The sequence below is a fragment of the Lichenicoccus sp. genome (assembly GCF_965277665.1).
Classification (GTDB): Bacteria; Pseudomonadota; Alphaproteobacteria; order Acetobacterales; family Acetobacteraceae; genus Lichenicoccus.
Genome location: NZ_OZ255835.1, coordinates 3,924,171 through 3,936,813 on the forward strand (window position 1 = coordinate 3,924,171; position 12,643 = coordinate 3,936,813).

Annotated in this window: 11 protein-coding genes; 6 read left to right on the forward strand and 5 right to left on the reverse strand. The window is 66.1% G+C overall.

Annotated elements, in window-relative coordinates:
* Positions 1-13: 13 nt before the first annotated feature.
* Positions 14-166, reverse strand: coding sequence for a hypothetical protein (locus tag ACQY4O_RS18365; protein WP_428377895.1), 153 nt, complete (start codon positions 164-166; stop codon positions 14-16).
* Between the two features lie 171 nt (positions 167-337).
* On the opposite strand from ACQY4O_RS18365, the gene ACQY4O_RS18370 reads away from it, so the two are divergent.
* Entirely contained in the window at positions 338-1,288 is a 951-nt protein-coding gene (locus tag ACQY4O_RS18370) for a Dyp-type peroxidase domain-containing protein (protein WP_428377896.1), read from the forward strand.
* Positions 1,289-1,338: 50 nt separating this feature from the next.
* On the forward strand, positions 1,339-1,986 hold the full coding sequence (locus ACQY4O_RS18375; protein WP_428377897.1) for a hypothetical protein: 648 nt from the start codon (positions 1,339-1,341) through the stop codon (positions 1,984-1,986).
* Here the strand turns inward: ACQY4O_RS18375 and ACQY4O_RS18380 are convergent.
* A complete protein-coding gene (locus tag ACQY4O_RS18380; protein WP_428377898.1) occupies positions 1,953-3,458 on the reverse strand; it encodes a UdgX family uracil-DNA binding protein in 1,506 nt (501 codons plus the stop codon). The two genes, ACQY4O_RS18375 and ACQY4O_RS18380, sit on opposite strands and share 34 nt — an antisense overlap.
* A 7-nt stretch (positions 3,459-3,465) precedes the next feature.
* Complete coding sequence (locus ACQY4O_RS18385; RefSeq protein ID WP_428377899.1) at positions 3,466-4,707, reverse strand: putative DNA modification/repair radical SAM protein; 1,242 nt, start codon at positions 4,705-4,707, stop codon at positions 3,466-3,468.
* Positions 4,708-4,918: 211 nt separating this feature from the next.
* Between ACQY4O_RS18385 and ACQY4O_RS18390 the strand changes: the two genes are divergently transcribed.
* On the forward strand, positions 4,919-6,076 hold the full coding sequence (locus ACQY4O_RS18390) for an AGE family epimerase/isomerase (protein ID WP_428377900.1): 1,158 nt from the start codon (positions 4,919-4,921) through the stop codon (positions 6,074-6,076).
* Positions 6,077-6,100: 24 nt separating this feature from the next.
* Here the strand turns inward: ACQY4O_RS18390 and ACQY4O_RS18395 are convergent, their stop codons facing one another.
* A complete protein-coding gene (locus ACQY4O_RS18395; protein WP_428377901.1) occupies positions 6,101-6,619 on the reverse strand; it encodes a MarR family winged helix-turn-helix transcriptional regulator in 519 nt (172 codons plus the stop codon).
* Between the two features lie 244 nt (positions 6,620-6,863).
* Between ACQY4O_RS18395 and ACQY4O_RS18400 the strand changes: the two genes are divergently transcribed.
* From ACQY4O_RS18400 to ACQY4O_RS18410, 3 genes are all read left to right on the forward strand, one after another.
* Positions 6,864-9,080: a TonB-dependent receptor gene (locus ACQY4O_RS18400; protein WP_428377902.1), complete on the forward strand. Its 2,217-nt coding sequence runs from the start codon at positions 6,864-6,866 to the stop codon at positions 9,078-9,080.
* Positions 9,081-9,236: 156 nt separating this feature from the next.
* On the forward strand, positions 9,237-10,568 hold the full coding sequence (locus ACQY4O_RS18405) for an NtaA/DmoA family FMN-dependent monooxygenase (RefSeq protein ID WP_428377903.1): 1,332 nt from the start codon (positions 9,237-9,239) through the stop codon (positions 10,566-10,568).
* A 183-nt stretch (positions 10,569-10,751) separates the two neighbouring features.
* Positions 10,752-11,957 (forward strand): purine-cytosine permease family protein, encoded by a 1,206-nt coding sequence (locus ACQY4O_RS18410; protein WP_428377904.1) that lies wholly within the window; start codon positions 10,752-10,754, stop codon positions 11,955-11,957.
* Positions 11,958-12,060: 103 nt separating this feature from the next.
* Here ACQY4O_RS18410 and ACQY4O_RS18415 read toward each other — a convergent pair whose 3' ends face one another.
* Positions 12,061-12,636, reverse strand: coding sequence for a DUF2939 domain-containing protein (locus ACQY4O_RS18415; protein ID WP_428377905.1), 576 nt, complete (start codon positions 12,634-12,636; stop codon positions 12,061-12,063).
* Positions 12,637-12,643: the final 7 nt, after the last annotated feature.

A 12,643-nucleotide genomic window follows, 5' to 3' on the forward strand; every position in this document is an offset into this window, starting at 1 on the left:
GGCCAGCGGTCTCTCAGCGGTCGGTGCCACGCGGCGGGTCGGCGTTCTGGTCGCCGCTCTGCACCGGCGGCTGCTCCGGTGTGGATTTGGGAGGCGCCGGATGGGTCCCGCCCGGATCGATGTCCGACACCGGCGTGTTGGTGATGGTCTTGTCGCTCTCGGCCATGCAGCCCTCCTGTGCCTCGCGCGGCTCTGCCGCGTTGCTGTCAGCCCTCGCGCGGCCATGCCGCGTTGCTGTCAGCCCTCACGCGGCCATGCCGCGTTGCTGTCAGCGTTGCAGCTTGGCCATCGTTCCGGTGCGGCTGACGCGGCGGCGGACCCGTGATAGGCCATCCGCATGGCGGTCTTCCCAAGCTTCGCGCCACTCCGCGCGCCAGTCTTCGCGCCGCTTACTGCGTCGCGCCGCTCGCTGCTGCGCGGCTTGGCTCCGGCGGCCGCCGGCATCGCCGGCCTGCTGCGGCCGGCCGTGGCCGGCGCCCCCGGGGGCGCCGGCAGCGTGGCGGCGGTCGCCCTGTTCGTGGCCTTCGACGTGCTGGCCGAACGGCCGGCGGAACTGCAGCGGCTCCTGCACCTGCTGGCGGATCGGGCGGCGGTCGCGGCCGACGCCGATGCCGCCCTGACGCTCGCGGTCGGTGGCGCTCTGTTCGACCGGCGCTTCGGCCTGGCACGGCTGCGACCGCGTCACCTCGCGCTGCCCGCCGCGATCAATGCCGGTGATGTCGGCCCCGCACCCTGGCACGGCGACCTGCTGCTGCAGATCGAGGCCGCCTCCCCGGGGCCGGCCGCCGCGGCGCTGCGCGACGTGGTCCGGCACACGCACGCGCTGCTCGCGCCGCGCTGGAAGGTGAACGGATTCCGGCCGCGCGATCCCGATGTCCGGGCGAGAGGGCCTCTGCCCGGGGTCGAGCCGGGGCCGCTGGGGGAGCCCGCCTGGATGCAGGGCGGCAGCTATGTCGAGGTCCGCAAGCGGCGGTACCCGGTGGAACGCGGCGATGCGGATGCCCGAACCGATACGGGCGCTTTGGCCGGCGATCCGGCGAGCGTGCTCCGCCACTTTGCCTATGATCACGGGATCGACGAGGCCGGGCAGTTCGACATGGGCCGGATCTCCTGCCGCTATCTCCGGGAACCAGGCGCCTGGCCCGAGGCGGCGGCCGATATGGGCCGCGAGCGATGCGGCGGCGGCGGGCTGTTCTTCGTGCTGCCCGGACTGCGCGAGACCGCCGCCAGCTTCCGGGCGGCCTTGGCGGAGGCGACGCGCGCCCCCCGAAACCTTGGGTCAGGCTAGCCTGCAGGCGAAGCACGCCGGTCGGCGGCGGGCATGTCCGGGAAACAGGCGTGAACAGGCTTGCTGCGATTCCGCTGCTGCTGTGCGTTGCCGCCTGCGACCCGAATGTCGTCATGCGCGGCTATGTCGATGTGCCGGAGCCGGGCGGCGCGGTGCAGCAGGTCCGCCTCGTCTGCCGGGAGCTCGACAATCCGCGTTCCGATACCTTCAGCATCAGTGGCATCACGCTGCCGTTCGGCGCGGTGATCAAGGCGCAGGTCGGCGGGGTTTCGTTCACCGACACGACGCAGGCGATCTCCGACCGGATCCGCGGCCTGGACCTGCAGCAGCTTGCGATCTGCGAGGCGCTGATCCTGCTGCCCTCGCAGCCCGACCTCGAACAGACGCTCAAGGACTATGTCGGCATCGATGGCTACCTGAGCCAGGAGATCGCGACGCTGAGCAGCTCCACCTCGGCCTCGCAATACCGGGGCAGCATCGCGCTGCTGTCCGGCACGCCGGCAACCGTCGCACGCTCCACGATCATGGCGGTCGAGGCGGCGGCGGCCCAGGCGCCGGGCCTGCCGCCGGGCCAGGCGCTGCCGCTGCGCTCCTTCGGCGGCGTCGTGATCGACATCTTCGCCCAGCCGCCCCTGCTGTCGGCGCCAGCTTTCCCCCCGCCGGATCAGCCCGCCTGGGCCGCCAGTGATTCCAGGTGACGGGATGCTGCTCTGAGGTCGGCGACGAAGGCGGCATATTCGCGCTGCTTCGCCTCCTCGTCGGGGAGGCGCAGCAGGTAGGACGGGTGCACGGTGATCAGCCCCTGGGTATTGCCCTGCAGTGGGATGAGCCGGCCGCGCTCGCGTGCGATGGTCACCGCGCGCCCCAGCACCGCGCGGGCGGCGGTGGCGCCCAGCATCAGCAGCAACCCCGGCCGCACCAGCCGGCGTTCCTCCGCCAGCCATGTGCCGCAGGCGGTGATCTCGCCCTGGTCCGGCTTCTGGTGGATGCGCCGCTTGCCGCGCGGCTCGAACTTGAAGTGCTTCACCGCATTGGTGACATAGACCGCCTGCCGGTCGATCCCGGCCTCGCGCATGGCGCGGTCGAGCACCTGCCCGGCTGGGCCCACGAACGGCCGGCCGGCGAGGTCCTCCTGGTCGCCTGGCTGCTCGCCGACCATCATCATCGCGGCATCCTGCGGCCCCTCGCCGAACACCGTCTGCGTCGCCGGCTGCCAGAGCGGGCAGCGCCGGCAGTCCGCCGCGTCCCGCGCCAGTGCTGCGATCGTGGCGGGGGCGGTGGCGGCCAGCAGGTCGCCGATGGGCGGGTCCCCCGGTTCGACCAGGGAGGCCTCGGCAGCCTTGGGACGCGGGCCAATGCGGGGCATCGGGGCGGTCTCCAGCATGGTCCGGGTACGCTCGTGCGCGGCGCGGACGAGTTCGGGAATGACGGCGGCCTCCGGCAGGTTGCGCCAGTACTTGCGCGGCATCTCGGAGGTCATCGCCGAGACCTTCAGCCGGGCCGGGTTGAAGATGGAACTGAAATAGGCGCGCCAGTAGCGCTCCAGCGCATCGTCGTCCGGCACCTGCGACGGATCCGCACCCGGACCGAAATCGAGCTGGGTGCCGGTCCAGTGCAGGCAGCGGTACGGCGTCAGGATCGAGAACACCATGGTGGCGAAGCGGCGCACGAAGAAGTCGGCGTTGGCCTCGACGATGTAGTGGTCGGGCTCGAACCAGGCGACGTAGCGGGTGGCCGCATCGTGGCCGGCTCCCGCGTCCGGCTCGACCGCGCGGAAGCGCACGAAGGCGCGCATCTTGTGGGTATCCCGCCGCACCGCCTGCGCGAGCCGGAGCGTCCGCTGCACCTGCGGGTCGGCTAGGTCCTCGACGACGCGTTTCTCGCCGCGGCTGGTGCGCCAGATCAGCCCGTACAGCAACGCGAACCGCTCCGGGTCGCGCGCCTGGATCACCGTCTGCGCCAGCTCGACCAGCGGTCTCGGCACGGTGAAGGCGGTGGCGGGAGCAGGGGCGGCGGCCGCGTCCTCCTGATCGATGCCCGCGAACAGGTCGTCGGGCATGCCGACCGACCAGAGCACCGCCTCCGGGGGCACCCCTTCGACGGCAAGCTCTCGGGCGGCAGCGCGCCAGCCCGCGAAATCCACTTCATGGGCAAGGACTATGCTGCGCATGCCGGCTTCAAAGCAGGCTGAGCTGCGCCGGTTTCCTGCCCGGGTGCAGAGCCAGGCGCGCCGACAGCCGCGCACTGTCCAGCTCCGCCCGCGGCGTGTGATCGGCCGCCACCACGAACGGCGCCACGGTGGCCAGCGAGATGCGCAGGCGGGCGAGGTCGTCCAGGCGCAGCCGGCGATGCCGCCGCGCCGCGAGGATGCGTCCCACCGATTTCACGCCGAAGCCCGGCACCCGCAGCAGCGCCTCGCGGTCGGCCCGGTTGACATCGACGGGAAACATCTCGCGATGCACCAGCGCCCAGGCGAGCTTGGGATCGCGCTCGAGGTCGAGATTGCCGGAATTGTCGGTGGCCAGCTCCTCGACGCCGAAGCCGTAGAACCGCAGCAGCCAGTCGGCTTGGTAGAGCCGGTGCTCGCGCAGCAGCGGCGCCGGGCGTAGCGGCAGCGCCGCGGCGGCGTCCGGGATCGGCGAGAAGGCGGAATAGTACACCCGCTTGAGGCCGTACGAACCGTACAGGTTGGTGCTGGTGCGCAGGATGGTGCGGTCCGAGCTCGCATCCGCGCCGATGATCATCTGGGTGGACTGGCCGGCGGGGGCAAAGCGCTGGGGCTTCGCCCGGCCGGGCGCGGTCTTCTCACGGGCGGCGTCGATGCCGAGCCGGATGCGGCCCATCGAGCGCCGGATGCCGCCCATGTCCTTTTCCGGGGCGTAGTCCGCGAGCGTCGCCTCGGTCGGCAGCTCGACATTGATCGACAGCCGGTCGGCCCAGCGCCCGGCTGCCTCGAGCAGCAGCGGATCGGCGTCCGGGATGGTCTTGAGATGGATGTAGCCCCGGAACCCGTGCGTCTCGCGCAGTGCGCGGGCCACCCCGATGACCTGCTCCATGGTATAGTCCGGCGAGCGGATGATCCCCGACGACAGGAACAGCCCCTCGATGCAGTTGCGCCGGTAGAAGCCGAGCGTGAGTCGGACCACCTCGTCCACCGTGAAGCGGGCACGGCGCACGTTCGAGGAGGCACGGTTGATGCAGTAGGCGCACTCGTACAGGCAGGAATTGGTCAGCAGGATCTTCAGCAGCGAGATGCAGCGCCCATCCGGCGCATAGGCATGACAGATGCCCATGCCCTCGGTCGATCCGACGCCCGATCTGGCGCCACGGCTGTCGCGCTTCTCGGTGCCGCTCGACGCGCAGGACGCATCGTACTTGGCGGCATCCGCCAGGATCTCGAGCTTGTTGAGCAAGTCCACGGAATCATGTTCTTGTATTGTTCGTGCCAAGGCAAGGGCTCGCCGATGTGTCCCCGGGTCACCAGACTTCCGGCTGCGCCGCCCGGGTAGGCCACCGCTCCGGGTTTCCCTCGACAGGCGCGACGGTCCCGGTAGAGATACAACCGGCAATACGAGCCGACCGGCTGCCGCCTGGGTGCGCCTGCCGGAGGCCGGCGGTGGAGACGGGTGGATGGCGACCGAGACGAGCAGCCTGGCGGACCTGACCCGGCTGCGCGAGACCGCGGGGCGCGTGCGGCGCTGGCTGAACGAAGTGGCCTGGCCGCTCTGGATTGAGCGTGGCATCGACAGCGACGGCCTGTTCTACGAGCAGCTGGATTTCGCCGGCCACCCGGACCTCTCCGCGCGGCGGCGGGTGCGCGTGCAGGGCCGGCAGCTGTTCTGCTTTGCCCAGGCGCTCGCCGCCGGGCACCAGGCGGCGCGCGACAAGCTGAAGCTCGGCCTGACGACGGTCGAGGCGCGCTGCTGGGGTCCCGACGGCAAGCCCGGCTGGATCCACATGCTGACGCCGGACGGCCAGACCCTGGACACCCTGCGCGACACCTATGACCAGGCTTTCATGCTGTTCGGGCTGGCGGCTTCCTACCGGGTCGGCTTCAGCGAGGCGCGCACGCTGGCCGAGCGCACCATGGCATTCCTGGACCGCGACGTGGCCGACCCCAAGGCGGGCGGCTATTTCGAGGGGCTGCCGGCTTCGCTGCCGCGCCGGTCGAACCCGCACATGCACCTGATGGAGGCGATGCTGGTCTGGCACGCCGCCACCGGCGAGCGAAGCTGGCTGGACCGCGCCGACGCCATCGCCAGCCTGTTCGAGACCCGCTTCTTCGATCGTGCCGCCGGCACCCTGGGGGAGTATTTCACCCCGGACCTCAGGCTGGCGGAGGGCGAGGCCGGCGACTCCGTCGAGCCGGGGCATCATTTCGAATGGTCCTGGCTGCTGCACCGGCTCTGCGACCTGGGTGGCCGCAACTTCCGCCACCAGGCCAACGCGCTGTACAGCTTCGGCCTGCGGCACGGCATCGGCGCCGACGGGTTCGCCATCGACGAGTGCCGGAAGTCCGGCCACCAGCTCCGCCGGTCGCGCCGCACCTGGCCGCAGACCGAGCTGATCAAGGCGCATCTCGCCAACGGGGCGTTCGATGATGCCGCCCGGGTCACCGATGCGGTGCTGCGGACCTATCTCGGCACGCGGGTGCCGGGCCTGTGGATCGACCAGTTCGACGCCGAGGGCGAGGCGCGCGCCGATGTGGTGCCGGCCAGCACGCTCTACCACCTGGTGGTGGCGTTCGAGGACCTGCTGCGTATCGCGGGCGACGCTCCCGACCCGTGATGATCTCCAGCACATCATCCTGTTTCAAACGTTTTCTGTCCTGTCGGGCAAGCTCTCGATCGAAACCAGGAGTTTGCGCAGGAGGATGGACAGGATCTCTGCTTCCTGCGCGGTCAGGCTGCTGATCCATTCATGCTCGAAGCCGTTTTCATCGATCAGCGCCGCGTCAAGGCGTTCGCGTCCTTCGGCGGTCAGGCTCACGACCACGCCACGTCGGTCCTGTTCCGCCGGTCGCCGGCTGATGAGATCCGCGGCCTCCATCTTGTTGAGAAGGTTGGTCATGCCTCCGGACGTCAACAGGTTGTGGTGCGCAATCTGGTTCGGGCTCGACTCGTAGGGTGGACCTGAAAGATAGATCGCCGCCAGCGACTGATACTCGTTGAATGTCAGCCGGTGCCGCTTCAGAAGCTGTCCCACGCGAGCCATGAAGAGTTCGTTGATCAGGGTCAACCGGCCGCAGACGGCCCAGGGCGAGGTATCAAGACCGGGCCTCGCATCGCCCCATCGCTCAATCAAGAAATCAAGTCGGTCTTTGATGTGCACGGCCGTCTCTCCAGCAACGGGCGAGCGTTCGCGGCGTGACCCGACGCCGCATCCCGCCGCCCTTCCCAAAAAATAGCACCGGACAAATTTCGCAATCAACCTTTAGATAAAGGTTGACTCAGCGGTCCAGCATGACCGTAAGTTAACCAGTTCTGAAGATTATGCCCCTCAAGCCTAGGAGGTGATTGCCGGAATGCACAAATGTCATCCAATTGCCCGAATAACGTACAGACACTTCGCCCTGTTGACGATCGGTGGCGCGGCGCTCTTGCCGGATTCTGCCGCCCTCGCGTCTGCCGGAATAGCTTGCGAGAAAGGCATTGCCGCCAGAAATGACTGTATCAACCCACATCACCGGCCGGCGGCCCGCTCCGCTGAGGAGATCACGGTCCATTCCAAGGTGAGGACCCGGAACGCTCCGGAGGCTGCGACCAGCTTTTCGGCGAAGACCTTGCGGCAACGTCACATAACCCGACCGGTCGATTTCATCGCGCAGACGCCGAACATGACCGTGATTGAGGCGAACAATCCCGGTGACCTCAGGATCACCATTCGCGGCGATGCGCAGGCGCTCAATACCGATCCGCCTGTCGCCGTCGTCATCGATGGGGTCGAGCTGACCGGGGCGACCGGATTGAACAATGATCTGCTGGATTTGCAGGATATTTCCGTCGTCAAGGGGCCGCAGAGCTTTCTGTTCGGCCGCAATGCGATCGCCGGCGCCGTCGAGATCAACACGGTTGCGCCGAGCAATGATTTCCACGGCGCCGCCGTTGTTGGAGGTGGCAATGGCGGGACCGAACAGACGTCTTACATGCTGTCCGGACCGCTGATACCCAACAAACTGCTGTTCAGTGCCGCGATCGGCTACCGCAACACCGACGGGTACTACCAGGACGAAACGACCGGCAAGGATGTCGATCCCTATCAATCGGTGGTCGGCCGCGGCAGGCTGGACTGGCTCGCAACTCCTGACCTTACGGTTCGCTTCGAGGGCATGGCCTCACATGTACGGTCTGGCGCTACGGCATACGCCAGTCAGTCGGTCGAGCCTAGCTTGCAGACCGACGGCGAACGTTCATCACTGGTCAATGCGAATTTCGCCGAGCCAATCTTCGTGTCCCCGGTCGAGGATTATAGCAAGGTTCTCGACCAGCTCTATTCCGTCAACATCGATTACAGCAAGCCCTGGGGGGATATTCGCAGCATCTCCGCCTATGAAGACGAGAACACGATCTTCGCCAGCGCGAATTTCCCGTATGCGGCCGCTTCGACTGCGACCCAGTACAACCAGCGTGCCAACACCTCCTGGAGCGAGGATCTTCGCTACAGGTCACCCGAAACCTACCGGCTGCAATATATCGTCGGGGTGGACGGCGCACTGATCAGGCAGAGCCCGTTCCTGCTCGCGGCGACCTCCAACAGTTCCGACGGCACCGTGCTCAAGGCGGACACACCCGTCACCGGCCCGATCGACACCACGGCCACGTATTCAAGCGACGACCTCTATGCGAAGGCAGCCGGATTCTATGGAGATCTCAGTTACCGTATCCTGCCGAAGCTGATCGTGACCGTCGCCGGGCGGTACGATTATGAGACAAAGAGCGACACGGACGTCTCACCCACTGCCTTCTCCGCGACCGCGAACGAAGAGCGGCAGGAATCGTACTACGCGTTCCAGCCGAAGGTGAATCTCGCCTACCACTTCACTGACGATATCATGGGCTATGTTATGTACGCCGAAGGTTTCAAGGCAGGTGGCTTCAACGCAGCGCAGAGCTTCACCGTCACGTCCGGACAGGTGCCCAACGAATACCCGTCCGAGAAGTCCTACGACTTCGAGGGCGGCGTCAAGAGCCAGTTGTTCGACAAGCAGGTCACCTTGAACGTCACCGGATTCTATACGATCAAGGACAACTCGCAGCTCTTTCAGTTCATCCCGTCGGGGGCGTTGAACGCCGTCACCATCCTGGACCGCACGGACTCGGAGGGGTTCGAGGCAGAGGCGGATTGGCGAGTGATCCACGCACTGACGCTCGCCGCATCGCTCGGCTACACGCATTCGACGATCGGATCGGATCATGCCGACGGCAGCCTGGTCGGCAATCGATCTCCCTATGTCCCCGACCTCAGCGCCACCGTGAGTGCGACCTACACGCGAGAACTCCCCCGCGGTATCCAGATGACGGCAAACTTCACCTACAGTCATTGGGGGTCGGAGTATTTCACGGCGACCAACACGCCATGGACAAAGCGCAACGCGCTGGACTTCCTCGATGCGCGGGTTGCCTTCGATTTGGGCAAGACCGGTCTGGAGCTCGGTTTCTGGGGCAAGAACCTGACGGACGTTCGCTACAACTCGGACGTCATCTCGCTCTTCAGCACACCTTCGACCCTTACCGACGTCGTCTATCTGGCCCCCCCGCGCACGTACGGTGCCGATCTGACCTATCGGTTCTAGAGCAGCATCCGATCAATTGGAATCGCTTCGCGATGCCAGGTGTCGGATAAAGCTGCCCTCTCAAACGACAAGCTGAGCCTGATCGATCGGGTCAGGCTCTAGTGCTCATTCCTTGACAAAACAGTTGAACTCACATCGAGCTTCGAGGCACGTGACATGTATCATCTCGGATGGTTCCTCGGGAACGGTTTTGGGATCCAAAGCTGGCTGGGAACCCTGGAACCGGCCTGGTCCGGGAGCAATCTCTATGACTGGGTGAAGCCGGACCTCTATGTCGATCTGGCGAGTTCGCTCGAGCGCGCCGGCTTCGATTATATCCTTATCGAAGATACCGCGATGGTCGAGGACACGCTCGGCGGCACGGCGGAAACCACCTTGAAGCGCGGCATCTTTGCTCCGAAAAACGATCCGCTGCCACTGGTGCCGCTGATGACGCAACGGAGCAAGCATATCGGCATCATCTCCACCGTCTCGACGATCCAGTATCCGCCTTATCTTGCTGCTCGCTTGTTCACGACGCTCGACCATCTCACCGAAGGCCGGGTGGGGATGAACGTCGTGACCTCGGTTACCGACCGGGTGGCACAGAATTTTGGCTACGAGCAGCATCTCGACCATGATGAACGCTACGTGCTGGCCTCGGAATGGTCGGATGTAGTGCGGCGACTGCAGACCTCGTGGGAGCCGGGTGCCGTGCTGGCAGATGTGGCCGGACGAGGCTATGCGGACTACACCAAGGTCCATACCATCGACTTCAAGGGTAAGTATTTCAGCTGCAGAGGGCCGCTGAATACCATTCCTGGTCCGCAAGGGACGACGCTGGTCGCATCGGCCGGCAACTCGCCTGCCGGGCGCGACTTCGCCGCCCGTTTCGCCGACACGATGCTGGTCGCGGCCACCTCGGTCGAGCAGATGAAGCGCTTTCGCGCCGACATGCATACGCGCCTCGCCGGCTACAACCGGCGGCCGCAGGACTTCAAGATGCTGTTCATCGTGATGCCGGTGATCGCCGGCACCGAGACCGAGGCCATCGCCAAGAAGCAGGCGATGGATGAAGCCCGCTGGAGCGAGCCGGCACTCGATTACGCGTTGTGGAATATGAGCTATGTCAGCGGCGGTCGGGTTGATTTCCGCGCCTATGATCTGGACAGGCCGGTTTCCGACCTGATGATCGCCGGCGGCAATGGCGAGCGCGTCTCGATGGAGAATATCTTCAAGGACCGCGGCAGTCTCAGCCTGCGTGAGATCGCCGCAACCCGCTTCTCGCTGAACGACCAGGGCATGGTCGGTTCTCCCGAGTTCGTGGCGTCGCGCATGGACGAGATCATGAACGAAGTCGGCGGAGACGGCTTCCTGTTCTACCTGCCGACCACGCGACGCGACATTGCCGATGTCGCCGATGGACTGGCACCTGTCTTGCAGCGCCGGGGTTCCATTCGGAAGGGATACGACAAAGCAACGTTTAGGGAGAATCTTCTGGCCTTCTGAGTGGCCAACACGCCGTCGCGATCGGCTGCTCCCGATACCGTATCCCGATAACGTCTGCAAGGATGGACCATGGCGGCACAATATGATGAAGATTATGCGGCCGACCCGGTGCCGGATGCCAAACGCATGGCGTGGCACGTGGCTTTCTTCGCCGAGATGGGTATCGCCACGGCGCTGTTCTTCATGCAGGTGACCTCGATCCTCACCTTGCGATTTGGCAGCCGGGTCGCCCTCGTCGCCATCGTCTATGCCAGCATCGCCTCGGCCATCGTCGGTCTCGGGATTGTCAGGATCTCCGTCAGGACCGGCTACGGCATGAATCTTCTCGCGCGGCGTGTGCTGGGTTTTCGCGGCGCCTTTCTCTTCAGCCTCATGTTCGGGGTCAACTCGGTGATCTACTTTGCCGCCGAGGCGACAATCATGGGCAGTTCGCTCAGGCAACTCTTCCCGCACGTCGCCCTCTCGATCGTTTTGCCCACGATCGCACTGGCGATGATGCCGCTGGTCTGGTTCGGGATCAAAGTCCTGGCCAAGCTGCAGTTCCTGACCTTCATTCTCTACGGCGTCCTCCTCGTCTGTGCGCTCTATATCAGCATCGTGGCACCCGCCTCAGACCGCGACTGGCTGAATTACATGCCCAGCAACGCGCCCGCCTGGCCGATCGCCCTCGTGGCCGCGATCGGAACCATGAACAGCGTGCTCTTCACCGGAGGCCTGGTCAGCGCCGACTACGCGCGTTTCGTGCGCCGCTCCGACATCGGTATCGCCTCGCTGTTCGTCGGCGTCGGCTTCCAGGCCTTCTGCTTCGCCTTCTCCGGCTTGCTCGGCCTGTGGTTCGCTGTGCGCTATCTCGACAACAATCCGGGAAGCTACTTCGTCACCATGCTGGCCGGCTGGGGTACGGTCTTCGCCATCGCGACGCAGTTGCGGATTAACCTGACCAACATGTATTCCGGTTCGATGTCGTTCCTGAATGTCTTCCGCCAGGTCGCGAACCTGGAGGTCAGCCGGCACCTCATGGTCGTTCTGTTCGGCGTCGGCTGCGCGCTCGCAATGATGTCCAACCTGCTTTCCAACCTGACCGTGGCACTCGGGGTGATCGGGATGTTCATGACCTGCTTCACATGTCTCGTGCTGGTTGACGTCTATATCCTCCGCCCGATCAGCCACGAGGAAGCCGGCGCATCCGCCGGTCCCGACTGGCGCTGGGGCGCCGTGGTCTCGCTGGTCGCGGCGACAGCGTGCGGCGGCTTTCTGCAAATGGGCATGTTCGGCCCAGCGGCGGTCTCGATGGCCAGCCTGATCGCCGCGGCCGGGCAGACCGGTCTCTATCTGATGAGTTCCAATCGAGGCAGGAAGCGTCAGCCCGTCGCCGAGCTTGGGAGTTGAGCAGCAGGGCCGCCGCCACGCATCCGGACGTCAGGCGCGGCGATCTCCGCGTCGGCCAGAGAAGCGTGGGGCCGGCCGCTTCGTAGCATGACCAGGCGGGCGCTCAGCTGCGCTGGGCGAACCGGGTCTGGGACGCCGGCGCCAGCAGGGACGCCGGTAGGCCGATCGCGATGATCTTCCAGTGCCATTGCTCGATGCGCATCGAGATCCGCACCGGCGGCGAGTTGGCGACCGGGATGTCCGCGATGAAGCTGGCCGGACCGGTGAAGAAGCCGTGCGGCATGCGCGTGGTGCGGGCACCGGCGGGGATGCGGCTCAGCATGCCGTCCAGCCGCTCGGGGGTGATGTCGTCGTCGATCATCCCGGAGGCGACGTTGGTGGCGAAACTCTCGCCGAAATCGGGAAGCTCGTCCTGCTGCGCGACCTGCCGCACCCCCATCCCGGGCGAGGTCAGCCCGAACGAATGCTTGAGGCTCAGCCGGACCTGCTGCCAGTCGAGCGATCCGCGCAACGCCGCGCGATCATGGTGGCTGACGGCGTAGCCGGCCGACCAGAGCGCCACATAGGGGGACGCGGCGAAGATCATGCCGGACAACGCCAGGGTCGAGAGCGCGACCCGGCGTGCGCGACGGCTCCTGCGGCACCGTGCGACCGGGGGCGTGGATCCGAATCGAAGCATCGCAGGC